The sequence below is a fragment of the Microbacterium oleivorans genome (assembly GCF_023715745.1).
Lineage (GTDB): Bacteria > Actinomycetota > Actinomycetes > Actinomycetales > Microbacteriaceae > Microbacterium > Microbacterium oleivorans_D.
Genome location: NZ_JAMBOV010000002.1, coordinates 377947 through 401151 on the forward strand (window position 1 = coordinate 377947; position 23205 = coordinate 401151).

The window sequence follows — 23205 nt, forward strand, 5'->3', positions numbered from 1 at the left end:
AGAGGTCGAGGTGTCGCGCACCCTCGTCAGATCACTCGACGCCGTACTCGGCGCACTTGTCGGCGAGGCTGACGCCGGCGATCTCGCCGGAGCAGACGTCCGAGGCCGAGGCGTCGCCGGCGGCGACGACATCCTTGACCTCGTCGGGCCCGACGAGCTGCGGCGTCACCGCGATGTACGGCGTGCCGTCCTCGAGCTTCTGGTCCGCGCTCGGCGTCGATCCCTGGAGGAGGTCGGTCGCGACCTTGATCGCGGCCTCGGCCTCATCCTTGACCGGCTTGTAGACCGTGGCGGTCTGCCACCCGGTGAGGATGTTGCGCAGGCCCTCGACGTTCGCGTCCTGGCCCGAGACGGCGACACCCGTGAGGTCGCGGTCCTGGAGCACCTTGATGACGCCGTCCGCGTTGGTGTCGTTTGCGGCCCAGACGCCGTCGACCTTGCCGCCGTTGGCGGTGAGCGCCTGCTCGAAGTTGGTCTGCGTCTTCGCGCCGTCCCAGACTCCCGGGGGCTCCGCGACCGGCTTGATGCCGGCTGCTTCCATGACCTCGACGGCGCCCTTCTTGAACATCGCCGCGTTGCCGTCGGTCGGGTCGCCGCCCATGTAGTAGACGGCCGCGGTCGCCGGGTCCTTGCCCGCGGCCTCGAGGCCGTCGAGGACCGTCTGCCCTTCGAGCTTGCCCACCTCGACGTTGTCGAAGGAGACGTAGTAGTCGGCGCCCTGGAACGGACGGTCGTAGGCGATGACGGGGATGCCCTGGGACTTCGCCTTGGTGGCCACACCCACAGCGGCGCCGTTGTAGTCGACGAGCAACATCACGCCGCAGCCCTGGGTGAGCTGCTGGTCGCCGATGGTCGCGTACTTCGAGGTGTCGCCCTGCGCGTTCTGGATGTCGACGTCGAAGCCGGCGGCCTTGAGGCCCTCATCCAGGTACTTGCGGTCGAAGTTCTCCCAGCGGGGCGAGGACGCCGCGTCGGGGAGGATGACGCACGCGCGGCCGGCTTCGGCCGGTTCGGCGCCGCCGCTCGAGCCCGCGGGTGCCGGGGTGTTCGAGGTGGAACAGCCGGCGAGCAGGAGTGCAACGGCCCCCAGGGCTGCTGCGACGGACAGGGACTTCTTCATCGTTCGCCTTTCGACAGTGAAATCAAACGAGCGCGACATCGCGCTTGACGATGATCTTGATGCGTTCACGAAATGAAGTCAAGATGTGAACATAACGCTTTCGTCACCGCTGACGACCCGATGCGCGGCGACCCACAGCGTCCTCCAGCGCGGGTGCGACTCGCTAGAGGGCGCCGGAGCCCAGCCGCGACCGCCGGGTGACGGCGTCGAGCGCGACGGCGAAGACGAGGACCGCTCCGGTGACCATGAACTGCACGGCCGAGCTCAGGTTCACGAGGGTGAGGCCGGAGGAGATCGCCTGGATCACCACGACGCCCAGCAGCGCCGCGAAGGCCGACCCTCGACCTCCGAAGAGGGACGCGCCACCGATGATGGCCGCCGCGATCGCGTTGAGGTTCGTGTCGGCGGCACCGGTGCTCTGGTTCGCCGCCGCCAGGCGAGCGGCCGCCAGCAGCCCGCCGGTGGCCGCCAATGCCGAGCACAGGACGAAGACCGAGATCACGACGCGGTCGACACGGATGCCGGCCCGCCGCGCCGCCTCGATCGAGCCGCCCGCTGCGAACACCGACCGCCCCCAGCGGGTGCGGGTCAGGGCCAGATGGGCCGTCACGACGAGCACGACGAAGAGCACGAACATGACACCGACGCCGCGCGAGAGACCCAGGTACCAGCACGCGCCGACGAGCCCGGTCAGAAGCAGCACGCCGCGGATGACGATGGTGAGGGTGCGCTCGCTCTCGAGCTCGGCTGCCGCTCGCCGTCGCGCGCGGCGGAGCAGCGTCGCGGTGTAGGCGACCGCGGTGCCCACGGCGAGCGCGTACGCCAGCCAGTGCGGCAGGTACATCTGCTGCGCGAACTGCACGATCCACGAATCGAACGGGAGGTTGATCGACCCGGCGTCGCCGAGGACCCACAACTGGACCCCGAGGAGGCCGAGCAGCCCCGCGAGCGTCACGACGAAGCTCGGCAACCCGAGCTTCGTCCGGAGGACGCCGTAACAGACTCCTACGACGCAGCCGGCGGCGATCGCGGCCGCCACCGCGAGCGGGAGCGGCCACTGCAGCTGCACGGCTCCGACGGCGAGGATCGCGGCGGCGACACCCGACATCGAGCCCACGGACAGGTCGATCTCGCCGATGAGGAGGACCAGGACGATGCCGAGCGAGATGGTGCCGATCGCCGCGCACTGCATGAGCAAGTCGCTCAGGTGCCGACTGGTGAGGAAGACGGGGTTCAGCGTCTGGAAGACGATCGCGATCACGACCAGGGCGATGACCACCGGCATCCGACCCAGTTCGCCTGACCGCAGGCGCGCGAGCGCAAGGGCGACGACGCCGGCGTCGCGGGTCATCGATCGCCCTCCGCGCGCCGTCGGGCCTCGGCGAGAGGGATGACGGGGGCGCGTGGTTCGAGGGGTTCGGGATGCGGGCGCGCAGCGTCCAGGGCACCGGTGATCGCCGCGATCAGAACCTCGCTGGTGGCCTCCTCGGCGTCGAATTCCCCGTTGTTGCGCCCGAGGCGCAGGACGACGATGCGGTCGGCGACGGCGAGCACGTCGGTCAGATTGTGGCTGATGAGCACCACACCGTGCCCGCGGTCCCGCAGTCGCTCGATGAGGTTGAGCACCTCGGCGGTCTGCGCGACGCCGAGCGCCGCGGTGGGCTCGTCGAGGATGACGATCCGCGGCTCGCCGATGAGCGAGCGCGCGATCGCCACCGTCTGACGCTGACCCCCCGAGAGCGTCGAGACCGGCACCCGCACGGAGGGGATCTTCGCGGCGAGTTCGCGCAGCAGCATCCAGGTCCGCTCCTCCATCGCGACCTCGTCGAGCCGCCCCCGTTCGAGGAGCTCCCGGCCGAGCCAGAGGTTGGCGACGACGTCGAGGTTCTCGCACAGCGCGAGATCCTGGAAGACCGTGGCGATGCCGAGGTCCTGGGCGTCGGCGGGGCTGGACAGCTGCACCGTCTCGCCGTCCAGCTCGATCGTGCCCGAATCGGCGGGGTGGACTCCGGCCAGCACCTTCACGAGCGTGGACTTGCCCGCGCCGTTGTCGCCGACGAGGGCGACCACCTCGCCCTCGCGGACGCGGAAGTCGACGCCGTTCAACGCGCGGACGGCACCGAACCGCTTGTCGATGCCGCGCATCGTGAGGACGTGGTCGCCGGTCCGGCGCGAGGAGACGGTCACGGGTGGCTCACTCCAATCCCGCTGCGGCGCACGCCTGGGCGTAGGCCGGGGTGCAGATGTCCTGCAGGGTCCAGAACCCGTCCGCGACGACGGTGGTGGCGATGTCGTCGACGGTGACGGCGACGGGCGTGAGGAGCGTCGCGGGGATGCCGTCGACCGTCGTGTCGCCCGTCGGCCTGTCCCCGGCCGCGAGCTGCATTGCCACGTCGGCCGCGATCGTCGCCTCGGTGCGCAGGGCCTTGTAGACGGTCATGTACTGATCGCCCGAGACGATGCGCTGGAGCGCGGTCAGTTCGGCGTCCTGCCCGGTGACGAGGGGGAACGGCGAGACGTCGGCCGCGCGGAGGGCGGCGATCGCACCGCTCGCGGTGCCGTCGTTCGCGGCGTACACGGCGACGATCTCGTCGCCGTACTGCGCGATCTGGCCGGCGACCCAGGCTTGCGCCTTGTCGGGGCTCCAGTCCGGGGTGTCGTACTCGGCGAGGATGCGCAGACCGGCGTCGGCGATGACCCGGCGGGCGCCCTCGCGGAACTGCGCCGCGTTGCTGTCCGTCGGCGAACCGTGGACCATGAGGATGCCGCCGTCCGTCCGGCCCTCGCGCTCGAGCCCCGCGACGAGCGCCTCTGCCTGCAGCTCGCCGACCCGCTCGTTGTCGAACGACACGTAGTACGCGGGCGTCCCACCGCCGACGATCATCCGGTCGTACGAGATCACGGGGACGCCCTCGGCGGTCGCTGCGGCCAGGATCGACGCCGCGGCGCGTCCGTCGACGGGGTCGAGCACGAGCACCGCCGCGCCCGCCGCGAGGGCGGACTCCGCCTGCTGCTGCTGGCGTGCGGCATCCTGATCCGCGTTCGTGTACAGCACCTGGGCGTCGCCGAGTTCTGCGATGCGCTCCTCGAAGACCGGCCGGTCGAAGGTCTCGTACCTGGCGGTCTTCTTGTCGGGGAGGAGGAGGCCGATCGTCGTGCGGCCGGGGGAGTTGTCCGGCAGCGCGCAGCCCGAGAGTGCGGCGGCCGTTGCCCCCACCACGACGAGGGCGGCGAGCAGCCGTCTCATGCGGTGAACGCGACCAGGTCTGCGTCCACCGCGACGTGATCGAGAGCGAGCGCGATGGCTCCGCGGGTCTCGGCCCATTCCGCGAAGTCCGACGCCACGATCTCGGGGACGCCTCCGCCGAGGACGGAGCGCTCGAGGGCGTGACGCAGGGGCGCGAGGAGGATCTCGCCGGCGCGCGCGAGCTCACCGCCGACGACGATGCGTTCGGGGTCGATGAGGTTGCACAGGCTCGCCGCGGCGATGCCGATGTGGCGCCCGGCATCCGCGATCGTCCGCTGGGCCGCCGCGACGCCGTCACCCGCTGCCGTCACGAGGTCGCGCAGGCGGTGGATGCCGTCGGCCTCGGTGAATCCCGCGAGCAGCGCGGGGCCGGCGGCGACGGTCTCGAGGCAGCCGCGATTGCCGCAGCGGCAGCGGCCGCCGTTCTCATCGATCGTCATGTGGCCGATCTGACCGGTGCGGCCGCTCACACCGCGGAAGAGGTCGCCGTCGACGAGCAGGCCCGCGCTGATCGAGTGGCCGACGGTGATGTAGACCGAGGAGGAGGCGCCGCGGGCGGCGCCCTCGCGTGCCTCGGCGAGGGCACCGAGGTTGGCTTCGCTGTCGACGTGGACGGGGCGGCCGATGCGGGCCGACAGGCTGCGCGCGATGTCGACGCCGTCCCACCCGGGAAGGAGCCCCGGAGTCGAGATGACGGAGGTCCGCGGGTCGACCGGCGCCGGGAGCGCGAGTCCGACGGCGAGGAGGTCGGAGAGCGACCCGCCCAGGCCCTCCACCATGTCGCCGAGCAGCAGACTCAGGCGGTCGAGTTCGGCGTCGTGACGATGATCGGGCGCGAGCGGCAGCGAGGTCTCGGCGACCACCGACCGCGTGGCGTCGGCGATCGCGACGTGCAGCTTGCGAGTCGAGAAATGCGCGCCCGCGACCAGGCCCACCTGGCGGGCCAGGGAGACGAGGGTGGCGCGACGGCCGCTGCGCGAGGTGAACGAGGTGTGCAGCACCCCCGTCGCGGTGAGCTCCTTGACGATGTTGGACACCGTCGCGGGGGAGAGGCCGGTTGCTCCCGCCAGCTCGATCTGCGTCAGACGCCCATGACGCTTGAGCGAATCGAGCAGACGTGCACGATTCGCTTCTCGCAGCGAGGACTGCGAGCCGGGCGGTGTTGACCGGCGAGCCACGGGGACACCCTACCGCGCGAGGGCTGTCCCGGGCCCGCGATGTCAGACGGCGTCGACGAGCCGGACGCGCACGATGTTCGTGGTCTCGTCCAGCTCGGCGACCTTCGGATGATCCTTCACGAAGTCCGAGAACGAACGGTGACCGAGCGCCTTCTCGCTGAAGGACGGGTCCATCCGCTTCAACAGGTTCTTCACGGCCGACAGGTGCACCCACTCCTCGTCCGTGCGCTCGTGCTCCAGCCGGAGTGCCCGCGACAGGAGCTGCTCGACGGGGTCGACGGTCTTGCGGCGGCGTCGAGCCGCGGTCGGAGCCGCCTCGGGAGCGGGCTCGGGTTCGGGCACGGCCACCCCGGGGAGCGCGTCGTAGGCGTCGAACTGGTCGCAGGCGGCGGCCAGGGACTTGGCCGTCGATCCCGCGACGCCGACCGCGACGACGTAGCGCCCGAGGCGCTTGCACCTCTGCGCCAGCGGGACGTAATCGCTGTCGCCGGCGACGATGACGACGTGGGTGAGGTCCTCGAGGCGGAAGAGGTCTTCGACGGTGTCCACGGCGAGGCGGATGTCGGCGCCGTTCTTCGCGTACGCCGCCGCGGGGAACAGCTGCACGAGGTCGACGGCTCGGGCGACGAGCTGCTGCCGGTACAGCGAGTTGACGGGGGAGGACCAGTCCGCGTACGCCCGGGTCAGGACGAGCGTCCCGAACGAGGCGGCGTAGTCCATGATGGCGCCCACGTCGATCATCGCCGTCGACAGGCGGTCGGCGATCTCCTTCTCGTCGGGATCCGCGGCGATCCGCTGTCGATCCCGTGAGTAGCTGTTCCGACCGTGCACCCGGTCGTACCAACTCATGACGATGTTGTCGAAATCGAGGTAGACCGCGACACGCGGGGTGGAGGAGTCCGGCATCCCCCCAGTCTTACAGTTCGCGGCGCGAAGGTGTCCCGGGAACCGTGTCGCTGAGACCGAGAACGAAGGCGAGGATGTCCCGTGCCGGCGCCGAGCGTGCCGGACCGCGGCCGAGGGACCAGCCCGCGTCCTCCGCCACGAGGGTGGCGCCCGACACGGCGGCGCGGCGCTCGAAGGGCATGCGCGTCACGGCATACAGGGCGACCGCGCCGCTGGTCGTGGCGGGCAGGTTAACGGATCGATCGCCCGCGAGGACGAGCAGTGCGCGCGTCGCATCGACGAGGGATCGGATGCGGCGGCGCCGACCGGCGCGGATGCGCGCCGCCGCGTCGGCCAGCGGCAGCGCCCCGTCGAGGCCCGCATCGGCGAGGAACCGAGCCTCGTCGTCAGGCGAGGTGATCAGCGGGGCCGCTGAGAGGACGGCATCCGCCATCGCCTCGCGCCAGTCGCCCGTCACGGCGGACTCGTCGACGCGTTCGCGGTTGCTGAGCGGCAGATGACGCGAGAGGTCGGACATGCGGTCAGCTTAAATCGGGAATCGGCGCTCGCGTCGATGTGACAGACGCGTCTGTCACACGTGGAAGCCGTGAATCCGTGAGACATAGGGTGGGTCGAGGGGGTTCGTGTGCATAATGGCGCTGAATCCATGTGACCGTGAACATCCAGCGAGGGGCCCGATGAGCGACGATGCCGCCGGCCGGAGAGCGAGTATCCGGGACGTCGCGCGCCTCGCCGAGGTCTCGCACCAGACGGTCTCCCGCGTCTTGAACGACCATCCGAGCATCCGGCCCGAGACGCGCGACCGCGTGCTCGCGGCCATGAGAGAGCTCTCCTACAGCCCGAACCGAGCGGCGCGTGCCCTCGTGACGAGTCGGTCGCGGACGATCGGCATCCTCGCCGCCTCGGCGACGCAGTACGGACCCGCCTCCTCCATCGCCGCGATCGAGGCAGCCGCTCAGGCCCGCGGCTACTGGGTCTCCACGGCGAACATCGATCCCGGCGATCCGCAGTCGATCCCGGACGGCATCTCGCACCTGATGGCGCAGTCCGTCGAAGGCCTCGTCGTGATCGCCCCGCAGGTGCGGGTCATCCGCGCCATCGCCGCGCACGCCGTGGACGTCCCCTTCGTGACGCTGCAGTCCACCGACCAGGCCGCCGGGCATTCCGTCGCGGTCGACCAGATCACCGGCGCGCGCCTGGCCACGCGTCACCTGATCGAGCTCGGGCACCGTTCCATCTACCACCTCGCCGGTCCGCAGGACTGGATGGAGGCCGAGGCGCGCATGACGGGCTTCCTCGAGGAGATCAACGCGTGGGATCTCGCCACGACGGCGCCGATCCTGGGGGACTGGACGGCGGATTTCGGCTACTACGCGGGGCGGGAGCTCCTGCGCTACCGCGACTTCACCGCGATCTTCTCCTCCAACGATCAGATGGCGCTCGGGCTGCTCCACGCCGTACGCGACGAGGGCCTCGACTGTCCGCGTGACGTCAGCATCGTTGGGTTCGACGACATCCCCGAGGCGGGACACTTCTGGCCGCCGTTGACGACCGTTCGCCAGGACTTCGCCGAACTCGGACGTCGATGCGTCGAGGTCCTGCTCGACGACGCTGCATCCTCTCCCTCCGCAGCCCTCGCGCCGGAGCTCGTCGTGCGCTCGTCGACGGCGCCCGCGGGCCGGCTCTGACCCTCGCGGCGCGTCGTGTTTGACATCTCTGCGGCTGTGGGTGCATCATCTCCGATGTGAACGGTCACATGGCCGTCACCCGAGAGGGGTGACGGCGGCCGCGCAAGACGAAGGAGTCGGGCAATGACGTCGAAGGACGAGCGGTACGTGAGCGGGGTGAAGACCGAGGTCGCCGTCGCCCGCACCCGCGAGCGCGTGGCTTCGCTCCTGGTCGACCTCTCCCGCCGCGGCCTCTCTGCGGCGACGCTCTGCGAACGCGTTCCCGGCGCCGACCTGTTCGTCACCCGTCCGACGGACGTCGAGGACGATTCGACCCCCGAGAAGATGATGGTGCTGTCGCTGACCGGTCGGCCGGTCGCCGGAACGCCCGGAGAGAGCGGCATCCGTCCTGCCGATGTCGAGCTCTACGCGGCGGTTCTGCGCGAGCTCGACGGGGCGACGGCCCTCGTCCACCTCGAGACCGGTCACGCGGCGGCGTGGGCGGCGCGCGGGCGGGAGATCCCCTGCCTCACGGCGCAGGCCGCTCGCGAGTTCGGCGGAACCGTGCCCGTCCTCTCCGGTCCGCGGGTCGATCCGGTGGCGCTCATCGAGGCGCTGCGCGGCGGCGCCGCATCCGTCCTCGTGACGGGCCTGGGCGCCTTCTGCGTGGCCGCATCATCCCGCGAGGCGGTCCGGATCGCGCACGTTCTGGAGGGGATCGCTCGAACCGCCACCCTCGCCGCCGTCGCCGGCGACACCGAACCCCTCTCGGCGGAGTCGATCGCGGACCTCTCCGGTCGCGCGCGACTGCTCCGGGAACCGATCACCGACGGCCGCCGGTAGCCCGATACCGGGCGCGGCCACCCCACATAGACCCTCACGGGTCGAATGCACCACACCGGACACCACGACACCGAAGTCCACGGGAAAGGAAACACAGTGAAACTCAAGAGGATCATCTTCGTCGGCATCGCAGCCGGCGCCCTCGCGCTCACGGCGTGCGCCGGAGGCGGCAACACCGCCGGTGGCGGCGGCAACGAGGGCGGTGGCGACGGCGGCCTCATCGGCGTCGCCATGCCCACCAAGAGCTCCGAGCGCTGGATCCAGGACGGCGACGCCGTCAAGAAGGCCCTCGAGGACCAGGGCTACCAGGTCGACCTCCAGTACGCCGAGGACGACATCCCCACCCAGGTCTCGCAGATCGAGAACATGATCACCAAGGGCGCGGAGGCGCTCATCGTCGCATCGATCGACGGCACGACGCTCACCGAGGCCCTGCAGAACGCGGCGGATGCCGACATCCCGGTCATCGCCTACGACCGCCTCATCAAGGGCACCGAGAACGTCGACTACTACGCGACGTTCGACAACGAGCTCGTCGGCAACCAGCAGGCGTGGACGGTCCTGAACGGCCTCGGCCTGACCGACCTCGAGGGCAACCCCGTCGACGGCGCGCCCGAGGGCCCGTTCAACATCGAGCTGTTCGCCGGCTCGCTGGACGACAACAACGCGTTCTTCTTCTTCAACGGAGCGATGGACGTCCTGAAGCCGTACATCGAGGACGGAACGCTCGTCGTGAAGTCGGGTCAGACGAGCATCGAGCAGGCAGCGACGCTCCGCTGGGACGGCGAGACCGCTCAGAGCCGCATGGAGGACATCCTGACGGCGAACTACAGCGACGGCACCCAGGTCGACGCGGTCCTCTCGCCTTACGACGGCATCTCCCGCGGCATCATCTCGGCTCTCGCCGACGCGGGCTACTCCGTCGGGGACGAGTGGCCGATCATCTCCGGTCAGGACGCCGAGGTCGACTCGGTCAAGGCCATCCTGAGCGGTGAGCAGTACGCGACCATCTTCAAGGACACCCGCGAGCTCGCCAAGGTCGCCGCGGACATGGCCGTCGCCGTGCTGAACGACGAGGAGCCCGAGACCAACGACACCACCACGTACGACAACGACGTCAAGGTCGTCCCGTCGTACCTGCTGGCGCCGGTCCCGGTCGTCAAGGACAACGTGCAGTCGGCTCTGGTCGACACCGGCTACTGGACGGCGGAGGAACTGGGTCTCTGACCCCGCTCCACCACTGACCATCCGCGTCGGCGGCGGGGTTCGCCTCGCCGCCGACGCACCCCCATCCATCCCTCACGGAAGTCGGAGATCGTGACCGAGACCATCCTCGAGATGCGCGGCATCACCAAGACGTTCCCGGGCGTGAAGGCGCTGTCGAACGTCAACTTCGCCGTCGAGCGCGGAGAGATCCACGCCATCTGCGGCGAGAACGGCGCGGGCAAGTCGACGCTCATGAAGGTGCTGTCGGGTGTCTACCCGCACGGCACCTATGACGGCGAGATCCACTACGCCGGTGACGTCGTCGAGTTCAAGAGCCTGCGCGACAGCGAAGCGCGCGGCATCGTCATCATCCACCAGGAGCTCGCCCTCAGCCCCTACCTGTCGATCGCCGAGAACATCTTCCTCAACAACGAGCGCACGGGCCCCGGCGGCCTGATCGACTGGAACAAGACCAACTTCGAAGCCGCCGAGCTCCTCAAGCGCGTCGGACTGCGGGAGAACCCGACCGCGAAGGTCAATCAGCTCGGTGTCGGCAAGCAGCAGCTCGTCGAGATCGCCAAGGCGCTGTCGAAGGAGGTCAAGCTCCTCATCCTCGACGAGCCGACCGCCGCGCTCAACGACGAGGACTCCGACCACCTGCTCGACCTGATCCTCAGCCTCCGCGAGGAGGGGATCACGTCGATCATCATCAGCCACAAGCTGAACGAGATCAAGAAGGTCGCCGACGCCGTCACGGTCATCCGCGACGGGAAGACGATCGAGACGATCGCGAAGACCGACGTCACCGAGGACCGCATCATCAAGGACATGGTGGGTCGCGACCTCGAGCACCGGTACCCCGACCACGAACCGCAGATCGGCGACGAGCTGCTGCGGGTCGAGAACTGGACCGCGCACCACCCGCAGGACCCGACGCGCGTCGTCGTCGACGACGTGTCGATCACCGTCCGTGCGGGCGAGATCGTCGGCATCGCGGGCCTCATGGGCGCCGGTCGCACCGAGTTCGCGATGAGCCTGTTCGGGCACAGCTACGGCACCCGCATCTCGGGCAGGGTCTTCATGCGCGGCAAGGAGATCCGCACCCGCACCGTGTCCGAGGCCATCGCCAACGGCTTGGCCTACGCGACCGAGGACCGCAAGACGTACGGCTTGAACCTCATCGAGGACATCAAGCGCAACATCTCGATGGCATCGCTCAAGAAGCTCGAGAAGGCCGGCCTGGTCGACGACAACGAGGAGTTCGCCGTCGCCAACCAGTACCGCAAGAGCATGAACATCAAGGCGCCGACCGTGCTCGCCAAGACGGGCAAGCTCTCCGGCGGCAATCAGCAGAAGGTCGTGCTGTCGAAGTGGATCTACTCCGATCCCGAGGTGCTGATCCTCGACGAGCCGACGCGAGGCATCGACGTCGGAGCGAAGTACGAGATCTACACGATCATCAACAAGCTCGCCGCCGCCGGGAAGGGCGTCATCGTCATCTCGTCGGAGCTCCCCGAACTGCTCGGCATCTCCGACCGCGTGTACGCGCTGTCGGAGGGCCGCATCACCGGTGAGGTGCCCATCAGCGAGGCCACCCCCGAACACGTCCTCAAGCTCATGACCATGGAGAAGCCCCGCTGACGGGGCAGGAGACACACATGTCGAACACCACCACACCCCCGGAGACCGCCGCCGGCGGCGGCATCAACCCCGCCGACAACCGCGTCACCCGCTGGCTGACGACGGTCCTGTCCGACCTCGGCCGCAACGGCATCTTCATCGCCCTCATCGCGGTCGTCGTCCTGTTCGCGATCCTCACCGACGGCATCCTGCTGCGTCCGCAGAACCTGTCGAACCTCGTCGTCCAGAACGGCTACATCCTCGTGCTGGCCATCGGCATGGTGATGATCATCATCGCGGGTCACATCGACCTGTCCGTCGGCTCGGTCGCCGCCTTCATCGGTGCGGTCTCGGGTGTCCTGGCGGTCCACTGGGGACTGCCCTGGGGCCTCGCGATCGTCCTCTCGCTCTTGATCGGCGCCCTCGTGGGCGCGTGGCAGGGCTTCTGGGTCGCCTACGTCGGCATCCCCGCGTTCATCGTGACCCTCGCGGGCATGCTCATCTTCCGCGGCCTCGCCCTCGTGGTCCTCGGCAACCAGAACATCGGCTCGTTCCCGACCGAGTACCGCTCGCTCGGCAACGGCTTCCTCGCGGGCCTGTTCGGCGAGTCCGACCCCGACCTGTTCACCCTCGTGATCGGAGCCGTGGCCATCGTCGCCCTCGCGGTGCAGCAGGTGCGCACGCGCCTCGGGCGGCAGAAGTACGACCAGGACGTCGACCCCCTTCTCTGGTTCATCGCCAAGCTCGCGCTGGTCGCGGTCGTGATCGGATGGTTCACCCTCGCACTGGCGTCCTACAAGGGCATCCCGGTCACCCTGATCGTGCTGGCCGTGCTCGTGCTCGTGTACGGGATCGTCATGAACCGCACGGTCTTCGGTCGCCACATCTACGCGATCGGCGGCAACCGGCACGCGGCGGAGCTGTCCGGCATCAAGACGCGCCGAGTGGACTTCTGGCTCTTCGTCAACATGGGCGTCCTCGCCGCTCTCGCGGGCCTCATCTTCACCGCGCGTCTGAACCTCGCCGGGCCCAAGGCGGGTGAGGGCTTCGAACTCGAGGCGATCTCGGCGGCCTTCATCGGCGGGGCCGCCGTCCAGGGCGGTGTCGGCACGATCGGCGGCGCCATCATCGGTGGTCTGATCATCGGTGTCCTGAACAACGGCATGTCCATCATGGGCATCGGCATCGACTGGCAGCAGGCCGTGAAGGGCCTCGTGCTGCTGTTCGCGGTCGCCTTCGACGTCTACAACAAGCGTCGGGCAGGTCACTGAGATGGCGAAGCAGATGTCCTCGGGAGGCGACCTCGACCGTCCCGGCCCCACGACAGCGCGGATCACGATGTGGATCTGCGGCGGCGCCGTGGGTCTCTACATGGTCGTGAGCGGCCTCATCGGTGCCCTGACCACCGGCTGAATCAGCCCGCTCGCCGGCCGACCGCATCCCCTCCTCCTCCCGTGGAAGAGGGGATGCGGTCGTTCATCGCCCGCTCATAGACTCGGGCCCATGCCCTATCTGGTCTCGCTCGTCGTCCTGGCCGGGATGATCTTCGCGCTCGTCGACATCATCACGCGGGACCAGAGTCTCGTGAAGCACATGCCCAAGACGGTCTGGATCTTCGTCGTCATCCTGCTGCCGTTCCTCGGCACCGTGCTGTGGTTCGCGATCGGCCGGGAGTACCCCCGCCGCGAGGTCAGTCGTCCGCCGCAGTTCGCCCCGTGGGCGACCGAGCCGCCGGCCGCTCCGGTGCGACCCCGGGACGCGCGTTCGACGGAGCAGCAGCTCGCCGACCTCGAACGCGAGATCGAGGAGGAGCGGCTGCGGGCCGAACTCGCCCGCCGCCGACGGGACATCGGCGACCCGGCCTGAGACCGCCGCTCAGCCGCGCGGGTACACGACGCCGATCTGCCGACGGATCTCGTCGAGCGTGCCCATGATCGCGACGCTCTCGTCGATCGGCAGGATGTCGCCGTCGGTGCGGCCCTGCGAGATGAGCTGTTCGGCGTGGAGGGCTTGGAACTGCATCCCGCGCCCCTCGATCTCGGTGCGGAACTCCTCGACGACCACTCCCTCGCGGTCGAACACGCGGAAGGTCGTGGGCGCGTAGAACACGCCGTCGATCTCGATGCGCCCCGCCGTTCCGACGATCTGCGCGGCGTTGGCGCCCGCGGCACGTGAGGACGTCAGCAAGGACGAGACGCCGCCGCCCGCGTGCACCATGGCGATCGCGACGTCGGTGTCGGCTCCCGTGCTCCCCAGCTGCGCCGTCGCGCGGATCTCGGCGGGCGCTCCGAGGACGTCCCACGCGAAGGAGATCGGATAGATCCCGAGGTCCAGGAGCGCGCCACCGCCGAGTGAGAGGTCGTTGAGCCGGTGCGTCGGGTCGTCGGTGATGTTCTGCGTGTGATCGGCGCTGACCACGCGGACCTCGCCGATGACACCGTCCGCCAGGATCTCGCGGAGGCGCACCATGTGCGGAAGGTAGCGCGTCCACATCGCTTCCATCGCCAGGAGGCCGTGGTCGGCGGCGAGGTCGCGGATCGCGACGGCCTGGTCGGCGTCGAGGGTGAGCGGCTTCTCGATGAGCACGTGCTTGCCGTGCTCGAGCGCGAGGGCGGCACCGGCGAGGTGATGACTGTGCGGTGTCGCGACGTAGACGATGTCGACCTCAGGGTCGGCGACGAGGTCCTCGTACGAGCCGTGGGCTCGGGGGATCGCGTATCTCTCCGCGAACTCCCGGGCGGATTCGAGCCGGCGCGACCCGACCGCCGTCACCGTACGGCCGGCGGTCTTCAGGTCGGAGGTGAAGGCGTGCGCGATGCCGCCGGTGGCCAGGATTCCCCAGCGAAGAGAGGTCATGTCCCGAGCCTATCGGCGTGGGCGGCGGGCCCGATCTAGAGTCGGATCGTGACCCGAACCGACGCCGCCGCCGTGGGGCGGTTCCGCGAGCTGCTGCGGATAGCGACGGTGTCGATGCCGACCGACGACCCTGCAGCCGACGACACCGCGTTCGTCGCCTTCCGCGACGCCATCGCCCGGCTCTACCCCTCCCTCCACGGCGTGCTCGAGCGCGACATCGTGGGCGGGTACTCGCTCCTCTACCGCTGGCGCGGGACGGATGCCGCGGCTCCGCTCGTGCTCATGGCCCACATCGACGTCGTGCCCGTCGTGGCAGAGGAGTGGACGCGCCCCCCGTTCGCCGCCGAGACGGTCGGGGCCGGCGAGGAGGCCGAGATTCACGCCCGCGGCGCGGTCGACGACAAGGGCTCGCTCGTCGCGATCCTCGAGGCGGTCGACGCCCTCGTCGCCGAGGGGTTCACGCCGCGACACGATGTCTACCTCGCCTTCGGCCACAACGAGGAGATCGCCGGCGACGGCGCGCAGGCGATCGTCGCGGTGCTGGGCGAGCGCGGCGTGCACCCGTCGCTCGTGCTCGATGAGGGCGGAGCGGTCGTGGAGGGCGCGATCCCCGGGGTGCAGGTTCCCACCGCGGTCATCGGTGTCGCCGAGCGCGGCGTCATGACGGTGCGCCTCACGGCCCGGGAACTCGGCGGGCACGCGTCGACACCGCCTCGCGATCCCGCGACCGCGCGACTCGCGCGTGCCGTCCTGAGACTCCACCGGCGCCCCTTCCCGACCCGGCTGGTGCCGCCCGTTCGCGCGATGTTCGAGACCGTCGCCCCGCACACCTCAGGACCCCTCCGCCCCGTGTTCGCGAGCATCGGCGTCACCGGGAGACTTCTCGCGAAGGTCTTCCCACGTCTCGGCCCCGAGCTCAACGCCCTCGTGCGGACGACCGCGGTGGTGACCGAGCTCTCCGGCGCCGCGGGGGTGAACGTGCTCGCGACCTCCGCCCGCGCCAGCGTCAACGTGCGCCTCCTGCCGGGGGACACCGCGGCGTCGGCCGCCGCCCGCATCCGTCGCGTCATCGGCGACCGTCACATCCAGGTCGAGGTCGAGTCGGCGTCGGAGCCCTCGCCGGTGTCGCCGTGGTCGGGCTCCGCGTGGGACCGCCTCGCCGCCGCGACGGCGTCCGCGCTCGGCGGAGACGTCCTCCCGACGCCCTACATCCAGCTGGGGGCGAGTGACAGCAGGTGGTTCACGTCGATCAGCGATCACGTGTATCGGTTCACACCGTTCCATCTGACGCGCGCCGAGCGGGAGGCCCTCCACTCGCACGACGAGCGCATCCGGGTCGGGTCGTGGCTGCGCGGGATCGGGTTCTACCGCGATCTCCTGCGGGCGAGCTGACCTCAGCCGCGCTCCGCGAGCGCCTTGGAGATGCGCTGCAGCGAGACGGGCTCCGCGGTGCCGAGGCGCTGGGCGAACAGACTGATCCGGAACTCCTCGAGCAGCCAGCGCGCGTGCGCGAGGTGCGCAGGAGCGCCGGACGGAAGGGGGAGCGTGCCGCCGGCATCCGCGTACAGGGCGGCGGCCCGTTCGTATTCGGTCATCCGCTGACGATCGCGACCCGGGTTGTCGGCCAGGGTGTCGACCCGCTCCTTCGCCCCCTGCAGGTATCGGGGCAGGTGGGCGAGGCGGTCGGTGCCGGTGCGGGAGAGGAAGCCCGGGTGGATGAGCGCCGCAAGCTGACCCTTCACGTCGCCGAGGGCCGCGAGCAGCGTCATCGAGTTCTGGTTCTTGACCGCGCGTTCGACGTCGCGCTGCAGGGTGAGGATGCGGGCTGCCAGCGACACCGTCTGGAACAGCTCGTCGACGATACGGCGCGAGAAGGCGTCGCGTGCGGCCTCGAACCCGGCCACCGTGCGGATGACCGTCTCGCCCATGACGGCGTCGGCCACGGCGACCCGGGCATCCTCGATCAGGGCCTTCGCCGAGGGGTAGGGCGACGCCGCGAGCGCCAGCTTCTCAGGCGAGGTCAGGTGATCCATGACGTAGGCCGTGGGGGAGGGGACGGCGAGCAGCAGCAGACGGCGGACGCCCGCCCGCGTGAGCTCGGCCGCCCGTTCGGCGGCCGCCTCGATGCGCAGCGACACCGCATCCTTCGTGTCCACGAGGGCGGGGTAGCCCCGTACGACACCGCCCGCCACCTTCGTGTCCACGACGGCGGGCAGGTCGCCGACGTCCCACGTCGTGATGCCCGTGCGCTCGATCGGCGCGCTCGCGGCCGCAACGGCTGCCGACGGGGATGCCGACGGTGCGGGCCCCTTCGTCGGGGTGAGCGACCGGGCCACCGACTCCCGGGCTCGGCCGGCGAGGCGGTCCTGGAGCGCGCGCAGGTCGCGGGACGACGCCACCGTGCGACCGCGCTGGTCGACGGCGCGGAACGAGACCGTGAGGTGCGCGGGAACCCGGTCGAGGTCGAAGTCGCGCTCGGTGACCGGCTGATGGGCGACCCGCTGGATGCGCGCGGCCAATGCCGCCCGCAGCGACGAGGCCGGGAGGCCGTCGGTGTCCTCGGGGCCCGAGCCGCGCAGCTCGTCGCCGAGGGTCGCCGCCCAGTCCGCAGCGGGGACGACGTGTCGGCGTATCGCCTTGGGGAGCGCCTTGATGAGCGCCGTGACGAGCTCGTCGCGCATGCCGGGGACCTGCCAGTCGAATCCGTCCGGCCGCAGCTGCGCGAGCAGGGCGAGCGGCACGACGATGCTCACGCCGTCGTCGGGGGCTCCGGGTTCGAAGCGATACGCGACGGAGAGCACCTGATCGCCCTGTCGCCAGCGGGCGGGGAAGTCGCGCTCGTCGGTGCGTGCGGCCTCGCCGAGGAGGTCCGCCTCCGTCATGTCGAGGAGCTTCGGGGTGCGCGGCTGGGTTTCGCGCCACCATGCTTCGAAGGAACGCACGTCGAACACGTCGTGCGGGACCCGCGTGTCGTAGAAGGCGTACACGGCCTCGTCGCCGACGAGGATGTCGCGGCGCCGCTCCCGCTCCTCGATGCGCTCGAGTTGCCGGCGGAGCTCCCCGTTGCGACGCTCGAACGCGGTCAGGCGCTTGTCGAGGTGCTGACTGTTCCACTCGCCCTCGACGAGCGCGTGACGCAGGAACAGCTCCCGCGCCAGATCGCGGTCGCGGCGGGCGAGCTGCACCCGGCGGCGGGGGATGAGCTCGACGCCGAAGAGCGTCACCTTCTCCGCCGCGACGGCGGCGCCGGCATCCTTCGACCAGTGCGGATCGCTGAGGCTGCGGTGCGCGAGGTCGCCCGCGAGGTCCTCGGCCCAGGCGGGGTCGATCGCCGCAACGGTGCGACCGAACAGGCGCGAGGTCTCGACGAGCTCGGCGGCCATGACGGCGTCGGGGGAGGCCTTGCGCAGTCCCGAGCCGGGGAAGACCGCGAACGAGGCGCCCCGCGCGCCGCGGTACTGCGGCAGGGGCTTGCGAGCGTTCTTCTTGGCGGGATCGGTCGTGACCGAGCGCGTGTCGAGGATGCCGATGTGGGAGAGGAGCCCCGACAGGATCGCGCGGTGCAGCGCGTCGGGGTCGGCGGCGCCCGCGGGTTGCCGCGGGGTGTCCTTCGGCGACCCGGAACGCGACAGCGTGCTCAGCTGCCGGTGCACGTCGAACCACTCCCGGACGCGGACGTAGTTGAGGTGTTCGCTGCGGCACAGGCGCCGGAACGCGCTGGAGCCGAGCTCGCGCTGCTGCTCGCGCAGGTGGTTCCAGAGATTCAGCAGCGTGAGGAAGTCGCTCGTCGGATCGACGAACCGCGCGTGCAGCCGGTCGGCCTCCTCCCGCCGCTCCTCGGGGCGCTCCCGTACGTCCTGGATCGACAGGCCGGCGACGATCGCGAGGACGTCCCGTGAGACCCCGAGCTTCTCGGCCTCGAGCAGCATCCGTGCGAAGCGCGGGTCGATCGGCAGGCGTGCGATGCGGCGGCCGAGTCCGGTGAGCCGGAGGGCCCCCGTGCGGCCGGCGACGGCGCGCAACTCGGTCAGGAGCTCGACTGCCGCCTTCACCCCGCGACTGTCGGGCTTCGTGAGGAACGGGAACTCGGTGACGTCGCCGAATCCGAGCGAGAGCATCTGCAGGATGACGGAGGCGAGCGACGTGCGCAGGATCTCGGGCTCGGTGAACTCGGGACGAGCCGCGAAGTCGTCCTCACCGTAGAGACGGATCGCGATGCCCGCCGAGGTGCGCCCGGCGCGGCCGGAGCGCTGCTGCGCCGACGCCTGCGAGATCGCCTCGATCGGCAGGCGCTGGATCTTCGAGCGCACGCTGTAGCGCGAGATGCGCGCCGTGCCGGTGTCGACGACGTAGCGGATGCCGGGGACCGTCAGACTCGTCTCGGCGACGTTCGTGGCGAGGATGACGCGGCGCCTCACGCCCGCGACCGAGGACGGCTCGAAGACGCGGTGCTGCTCGGCGGACGAGAGCCGGCCGAACAGGGGCAGCACCTCGGTGGGGCGGGCGTCCTTCGCGTACAGGCCGCGGACGGCATCCATCGCGTCGCGGATCTCGGCCTCGCCGGGAAGGAAGACGAGCACGTCGCCGTCGGGCTCGCGGTCGAGTTCTCGGAGTGCGGCGAGGAGCCCGTCGACGTCGTCCTCGGACTCGGTGTCGTGCGGGCGGTAGCGGATCTCGACGGGGTAGGTGCGGCCCGAGACCTCGATGATCGGCGCAGGCACGCGCTCGCTGTCCGCGCCCGGCGCCGCGAAGTGCGCCGCGAAGCTCTCGGGATCGATCGTCGCCGAGGTGATGATCACCTTCAGGTCGGGACGCTCGGGCAGGATGCGGGCGAGGTAGCCCAGCAGGAAGTCCACGTTGAGCGACCGCTCGTGGGCCTCGTCGACGATGATGGTGTCGTAGCGGCGCAGCAGCCGGTCGCGGTGGATCTCGTTGAGGAGGATGCCGTCGGTCATCAGCGTGACCTGCGTGGCCTCGGTCACCTCGTCGGTGAAGCGGACCTTGTAGCCGATCGCGCCGCCGAGCGGCACCTGCACCTCGTGGGCGAGGCGCTCGGCGATGGAGCGGGCGGCGATGCGCCGCGGCTGGGTGTGCGCGATGCCGGTGCGGCCCAGTTCGAGGCACATCTTGGGCAGCTGTGTCGTCTTGCCCGAACCGGTGGCACCGGCGACGATGACGACCTGATGCTCCGCGATGGCGCGCGCGATCTCGTCCCGTGCGGCGCTGACGGGCAGCTCCGGGGGATACGAGATGACGGGGACGGGTGCGGACACAGCCTTCGATGCTATCGCGCGGCCGGATGCCGGCGGTCGCCGCCCGCCCGTCCGCGGACCGGCGGTCAGCGGTCGGCGGTCTGCGGGGCGTCGAGGAGGGGCAGGTCCGCAGCCGTCACGAGGCGCGAGAGCACGGCGTGCTCGACCAGCCGCGCGCGGCGATTGGTGGCGAGCTTGCCGGCGCCGCCGCGGAGGCCCTGGACGCCTTCGCGGTCGAACTTGTCGCACACGTTGTCGAGCTTGCGGTTGAAGGTCGTGAGCGGCCACCCCAGGCGCTCCGCCGCCTTCGCGGACGAGGGGATCTGACTGGATCCCATCATCCCGCCGCGCAGGATCGGTTCGCACAGTGCGATCAGCAGCAGGCGCTGGCTCGCCGTCATCGGGACCGCGCCGATCGTCGTGCCCCCGTCGGTGCTGTCGCCCTCGAGGGCCGAGATCCTGCCGGTGAACCGGGCGGAGCCGTTGCGGATCGTGAACTCGTACGTGTAGGCGCCCGCGGTGAACATGACGACGAGCTCGGGGAAGACCAGAGGCACCCGTGTCCCGGGACCGAGCATCGCCTGGTACGCACCGTCGGCGGTGGCGAGGGCGACCGAGATCGATCGTCCCGTGTTGGTCAGCCACCACATCCCCTGCGAGGACTCGATCTCGAGGAGCCGCCGGTGCAGGTAGGGGTTCGTGTCGATCACGAGGTCCGCATCGCGACCGATCGAGAACGTCTCGCCCGGCGTGGGATGGAACCAATCCCCGCAGAATTCGATGCCGAGCTCGGCGGCCTCCGTCTCGGCCGTCATCTCGATGTCCTCCGTCATCCGATTCCCCCCTGAACGATCACGACGATGCCCCACACGGCGGCGGCGACGATCGCCGTCCCTGCGAGGGCGACAAGCAGCAGGATGCCTCCGTGGGTCCGCCTCGGCGGCGCGGACGGCGTGAGCGGCGGCGCCGCGATGTCCGTCCGCACGATGGCGGGGCCCGTTTCGACGCGACGGGGCCCATAGACGGACTGGGACACGAGCGTGCCCGGCGCCGAGGCCGTCCGCGGGGTGTCCGCCCGCCCGTGCGCGATGGCGGTGCCCCCGGTGGTGGGCCGGGGCACGAGCGGCCTCGCCGTCGCGCGGGTCGGGTCGTCCGTGCGCCGATCGGCGATCAGCGTCTCGTCCTCGGAACCGGCCGTCGGGTCGGGAGCGGAGCCGGTGCGGCGGGCCACGATGCGCGTCGCCTCCTCGCGATCCGCACGCAGCTCGCGGCGTGTGCGGGGCGCGTGACGGCTCTGGTCGTCCAGCGGGTCAGTCATGGCGTCTCCGTCGCGACGGCACGGTCTCCACCTCGATCGTGCCGGTCGCGGGCTCGCTCGTGACGAGCCCGCCCGTCGTGTCCTCGAGACGGGGGTGGATGCCGCCGCCCACCACGTCGACGACGATCGCCGTCACGTTGTCACGTCCGCCGTGAGCCAGGGCCTGGGCGACGAGCGCACCGGTCGTCTGCGCCGGCGATGCACCGCTCAGGAGTCCCGCCCGGATGGCCTCGTCCGTGATCTCCCCGGACAGGCCGTCGGAGCAGACGAGGAGGCGCTCGCCGGTGACCACCGGCAGCAGCCAGAAGTCGGCCGGACTGCGCTCGCCGCCGACGGCGCGCGTGATGACGTTGCGCCCTTCGAACGAGGACATGTCCTCGCGTGCGAGGCGCCCGGCATCCACCATCTCCTGCGCGATGGAGTGATCGATCGTCAGCTGTTCCAGCCGCTCCGCGATCAGGCGGTAGACGCGGGAATCGCCGATGTTGACGACGAGCCACCGCTGCTCGCCGTCGTGCTGCACCGCGACGATGCCGGTGAGGGTCGAGCCGGCGCCGCGGGTCGTGCCGCGCGCAATGACCCCGACGGCGCGATGGGCGGCGTGAACCGCCTCGGCGACCTCCTCCGGCGCGACGTCGCTGCGTCCCACGAACCCACGGAATGCGTCGACCACGGCCGCGGCCGCACGGTCGCCGGCCTCATGACCGCCCATGCCGTCGGCCACGATGAAGACCGGGTAGCTCGCGAGGTGTGCGTCCTCGTTCACCCGACGTCGCAGGCCGGTGTCGGTGAGTGCGCCGCTGATGACGTCGACGTGCGGCGACCGATCAGAAGTCATCTCGCCCCCGTGTCGAGGAACAGCTCCGCGTCGCCGAGGAGGAACCGGCCCGCGAGGGCGACCGCCGTGCCCACCGCGATCTCGCTGTCGCCGTCGCCGACGATCACGCCGTTCGTCGACGAGAGGTCGGTGATGCTCCACCCTCCGGCGTCGCGGCGGAGCAGTGCGTGGGTCTTCGAGATCGTCTTCGTGGGGTCGTCGACCGCGACGGCATGGGCACCGGGGGCCTCGGCCGGCGGACTCGGGTTCCGCCCGAGGACGACGAGATCGCCGGCGAGCGCGACCGTCTGCCCGTTCGGAAGGCGCAGCGACGCGGCCGGGCGTCGGTGCGCGGCGATGACCGTCTGCTCCTCGACCTCGGTGCCGGTCGGCCAGGACGCGGCGGGGGCCGCGGGCGGCGCGGCGGGCGTGGCGGGTGCGAGCGACGGCGGCGACCAGGCCGGGGCGGGGGAGGCTGCCGGGGAGGGGGCCGAGGCGGGTGGGGCGAACGCGGCCGTGTCCGCCGGGGCCGATGCCGCCGAGCGCGCGGGCCGCGGGTCGTCGGCGAACGGTGTCGGCGGCAGGCCGGGGCGTGACAGCCCCCGCCAGCGCGCCGATCCCCAGCCGATGACGGAGGCCCAGACGGGGAGGAGTGCGACCCCGAGCAGGACGAACCCGGCGCCACGCTCGAAACCGCGGTTCAACGGTCCCATCATCCGGAGGAGGAGGACGACGGCGGCCGCGAGGAAGACGAGGAGGAGGAGGATCGGGACGAGCGTCGCGCCCAGGAGTGCGCCCGCGGCGTCGCCGCCGGAGCCGCCGAAGGCGGCGTTCTGCGCGGACGCCACGAACAACGCGTTGGTGACCGAGGCCAGGACGGCGGTGAGGAGGCCGCCGCCGATCAGCACGACCGCCCACCACCCCTTCATCCCGGCCACCTCGAACAGGATCCAGAGGTTGAGGACCGGAACCCACGCGCGGGAGGCGGGGCGGTCGACCTTGCGGAAGACCGCGCCGAGCGCCAGAGCCGTCCACACGTAGAGGCCGGCGGCCAGGATCAGCTGCACGACGGCGAACACGAGCGCGGCGACGGCGACGCCGGCCGCGGCCCCGGCCGCCTCTGCGACCTCCGCCGCGACAGGGACCTCCGTGATCACGCTCTGCATCTGTGCTCG

The 23205-nt window shown here is 70.7% G+C and carries 21 protein-coding genes; 8 read left to right on the plus strand and 13 right to left on the minus strand.

Translation table 11 applies throughout. The annotated features are described in order from the left end of the window. Positions 1–31: 31 nt before the first annotated feature. The 7 genes from M3190_RS06640 to M3190_RS06670 all read right to left on the minus strand — a co-directional run bounded on the left by M3190_RS06640 (position 32) and on the right by M3190_RS06670 (position 6968). Entirely contained in the window at positions 32–1120 is a 1089-nt protein-coding gene (locus M3190_RS06640) for a sugar ABC transporter substrate-binding protein (RefSeq protein ID WP_251579872.1), read from the minus strand. A gap of 163 nt (positions 1121–1283) precedes the next feature. Then, positions 1284–2471, minus strand: coding sequence for a sugar ABC transporter permease (locus M3190_RS06645; protein WP_251579873.1), 1188 nt, complete (start codon positions 2469–2471; stop codon positions 1284–1286). Continuing rightward, positions 2468–3307: an ATP-binding cassette domain-containing protein gene (locus M3190_RS06650; protein WP_251579882.1), complete on the minus strand. Its 840-nt coding sequence runs from the start codon at positions 3305–3307 to the stop codon at positions 2468–2470. Before M3190_RS06650 ends, M3190_RS06645 begins: the two co-directional genes overlap by 4 nt. Positions 3308–3314: 7 nt before the next feature. Continuing rightward, entirely contained in the window at positions 3315–4367 is a 1053-nt protein-coding gene (locus tag M3190_RS06655) for a substrate-binding domain-containing protein (protein ID WP_251579884.1), read from the minus strand. Beyond that, positions 4364–5545 carry an ROK family transcriptional regulator gene (locus tag M3190_RS06660; RefSeq protein ID WP_251579886.1) on the minus strand — a complete coding sequence of 394 codons (1182 nt, stop codon included), beginning with the start codon at positions 5543–5545 and terminating at the stop codon, positions 4364–4366. Before M3190_RS06660 ends, M3190_RS06655 begins: the two co-directional genes overlap by 4 nt. Before the next feature lie 42 nt (positions 5546–5587). After that, positions 5588–6451, minus strand: coding sequence for an NYN domain-containing protein (locus M3190_RS06665; RefSeq protein WP_251579888.1), 864 nt, complete (start codon positions 6449–6451; stop codon positions 5588–5590). Between the two features lie 10 nt (positions 6452–6461). Further along, positions 6462–6968 carry a hypothetical protein gene (locus M3190_RS06670; protein ID WP_251579889.1) on the minus strand — a complete coding sequence of 169 codons (507 nt, stop codon included), beginning with the start codon at positions 6966–6968 and terminating at the stop codon, positions 6462–6464. Positions 6969–7128: 160 nt separating this feature from the next. Here M3190_RS06670 and M3190_RS06675 point away from each other — a divergent pair, with 160 nt between their 5' ends. The 7 genes from M3190_RS06675 to M3190_RS06705 all read left to right on the plus strand — a co-directional run bounded on the left by M3190_RS06675 (position 7129) and on the right by M3190_RS06705 (position 13653). Next, positions 7129–8139: a LacI family DNA-binding transcriptional regulator gene (locus M3190_RS06675; RefSeq protein ID WP_251579891.1), complete on the plus strand. Its 1011-nt coding sequence runs from the start codon at positions 7129–7131 to the stop codon at positions 8137–8139. A 123-nt stretch (positions 8140–8262) separates the two neighbouring features. Continuing rightward, complete coding sequence (locus M3190_RS06680) at positions 8263–8961, plus strand: class II aldolase/adducin family protein (RefSeq protein WP_251579893.1); 699 nt, start codon at positions 8263–8265, stop codon at positions 8959–8961. A gap of 96 nt (positions 8962–9057) precedes the next feature. After that, positions 9058–10188 (plus strand): multiple monosaccharide ABC transporter substrate-binding protein, encoded by a 1131-nt coding sequence (chvE, locus tag M3190_RS06685; RefSeq protein ID WP_251579895.1) that lies wholly within the window; start codon positions 9058–9060, stop codon positions 10186–10188. 90 nt (positions 10189–10278) lie between these two features. Beyond that, positions 10279–11808: a multiple monosaccharide ABC transporter ATP-binding protein gene (mmsA, locus tag M3190_RS06690; RefSeq protein WP_251579897.1), complete on the plus strand. Its 1530-nt coding sequence runs from the start codon at positions 10279–10281 to the stop codon at positions 11806–11808. Between the two features lie 17 nt (positions 11809–11825). Next, positions 11826–13058, plus strand: coding sequence for a multiple monosaccharide ABC transporter permease (mmsB, locus tag M3190_RS06695; protein WP_251579899.1), 1233 nt, complete (start codon positions 11826–11828; stop codon positions 13056–13058). A gap of 1 nt (position 13059) precedes the next feature. Then, complete coding sequence (locus M3190_RS06700) at positions 13060–13200, plus strand: hypothetical protein (protein WP_251579901.1); 141 nt, start codon at positions 13060–13062, stop codon at positions 13198–13200. 90 nt (positions 13201–13290) lie between these two features. Next, positions 13291–13653 carry a PLD nuclease N-terminal domain-containing protein gene (locus M3190_RS06705; protein ID WP_251579903.1) on the plus strand — a complete coding sequence of 121 codons (363 nt, stop codon included), beginning with the start codon at positions 13291–13293 and terminating at the stop codon, positions 13651–13653. 9 nt (positions 13654–13662) lie between these two features. On the opposite strand, the gene M3190_RS06710 is transcribed toward M3190_RS06705, so the two are convergent. Further along, positions 13663–14643 (minus strand): Gfo/Idh/MocA family protein, encoded by a 981-nt coding sequence (locus M3190_RS06710; protein ID WP_251579905.1) that lies wholly within the window; start codon positions 14641–14643, stop codon positions 13663–13665. A gap of 48 nt (positions 14644–14691) precedes the next feature. Here M3190_RS06710 and M3190_RS06715 point away from each other — a divergent pair, with 48 nt between their 5' ends. Next, positions 14692–16035, plus strand: a complete 1344-nt coding sequence (locus M3190_RS06715) for a M20/M25/M40 family metallo-hydrolase (protein ID WP_251579907.1) — start codon at positions 14692–14694, stop codon at positions 16033–16035. A 2-nt stretch (positions 16036–16037) separates the two neighbouring features. Here M3190_RS06715 and hrpA read toward each other — a convergent pair whose 3' ends face one another. From hrpA to M3190_RS06740, 5 genes are all read right to left on the minus strand, one after another. Then, positions 16038–19916, minus strand: a complete 3879-nt coding sequence (hrpA, locus tag M3190_RS06720) for an ATP-dependent RNA helicase HrpA (RefSeq protein WP_251579914.1) — start codon at positions 19914–19916, stop codon at positions 16038–16040. 65 nt (positions 19917–19981) lie between these two features. Then, entirely contained in the window at positions 19982–20710 is a 729-nt protein-coding gene (locus M3190_RS06725; RefSeq protein ID WP_251580420.1) for a hypothetical protein, read from the minus strand. Positions 20711–20724: 14 nt separating this feature from the next. Continuing rightward, positions 20725–21213 (minus strand): hypothetical protein, encoded by a 489-nt coding sequence (locus tag M3190_RS06730; RefSeq protein WP_251579916.1) that lies wholly within the window; start codon positions 21211–21213, stop codon positions 20725–20727. Beyond that, positions 21206–22051: a PP2C family protein-serine/threonine phosphatase gene (locus M3190_RS06735; RefSeq protein WP_251579918.1), complete on the minus strand. Its 846-nt coding sequence runs from the start codon at positions 22049–22051 to the stop codon at positions 21206–21208. Before M3190_RS06735 ends, M3190_RS06730 begins: the two co-directional genes overlap by 8 nt. Further along, a complete protein-coding gene (locus M3190_RS06740) occupies positions 22048–23196 on the minus strand; it encodes an FHA domain-containing protein (RefSeq protein WP_251579920.1) in 1149 nt (382 codons plus the stop codon). Before M3190_RS06740 ends, M3190_RS06735 begins: the two co-directional genes overlap by 4 nt. Positions 23197–23205 lie beyond the last annotated feature (9 nt).

Excerpts from the sequence above, each read along its gene's own strand:
- M3190_RS06640 (WP_251579872.1), bottom strand. The coding sequence starts at position 1,120 with ATGAAGAAGTCCCTGTCCGTCGCAGCAGCCCTGGGGGCCGTTGCACTC.
- M3190_RS06645 (WP_251579873.1), bottom strand. The coding sequence starts at position 2,471 with ATGACCCGCGACGCCGGCGTCGTCGCCCTTGCGCTCGCGCGCCTGCGG.
- M3190_RS06655 (WP_251579884.1), bottom strand. The coding sequence starts at position 4,367 with ATGAGACGGCTGCTCGCCGCCCTCGTCGTGGTGGGGGCAACGGCCGCC.
- M3190_RS06665 (WP_251579888.1), bottom strand. The coding sequence starts at position 6,451 with ATGCCGGACTCCTCCACCCCGCGTGTCGCGGTCTACCTCGATTTCGAC.
- M3190_RS06670 (WP_251579889.1), bottom strand. The coding sequence starts at position 6,968 with ATGTCCGACCTCTCGCGTCATCTGCCGCTCAGCAACCGCGAACGCGTC.
- M3190_RS06675 (WP_251579891.1), top strand. The coding sequence starts at position 7,129 with ATGAGCGACGATGCCGCCGGCCGGAGAGCGAGTATCCGGGACGTCGCG.
- M3190_RS06680 (WP_251579893.1), top strand. The coding sequence starts at position 8,263 with ATGACGTCGAAGGACGAGCGGTACGTGAGCGGGGTGAAGACCGAGGTC.
- mmsB (WP_251579899.1), top strand. The coding sequence starts at position 11,826 with ATGTCGAACACCACCACACCCCCGGAGACCGCCGCCGGCGGCGGCATC.
- M3190_RS06700 (WP_251579901.1), top strand. The coding sequence starts at position 13,060 with ATGGCGAAGCAGATGTCCTCGGGAGGCGACCTCGACCGTCCCGGCCCC.
- M3190_RS06705 (WP_251579903.1), top strand. The coding sequence starts at position 13,291 with ATGCCCTATCTGGTCTCGCTCGTCGTCCTGGCCGGGATGATCTTCGCG.
- M3190_RS06710 (WP_251579905.1), bottom strand. The coding sequence starts at position 14,643 with ATGACCTCTCTTCGCTGGGGAATCCTGGCCACCGGCGGCATCGCGCAC.
- M3190_RS06725 (WP_251580420.1), bottom strand. The coding sequence starts at position 20,710 with ATGACGGCCGAGACGGAGGCCGCCGAGCTCGGCATCGAATTCTGCGGG.
- M3190_RS06730 (WP_251579916.1), bottom strand. The coding sequence starts at position 21,213 with ATGACTGACCCGCTGGACGACCAGAGCCGTCACGCGCCCCGCACACGC.
- M3190_RS06735 (WP_251579918.1), bottom strand. The coding sequence starts at position 22,051 with ATGACTTCTGATCGGTCGCCGCACGTCGACGTCATCAGCGGCGCACTC.
- M3190_RS06740 (WP_251579920.1), bottom strand. The coding sequence starts at position 23,196 with ATGCAGAGCGTGATCACGGAGGTCCCTGTCGCGGCGGAGGTCGCAGAG.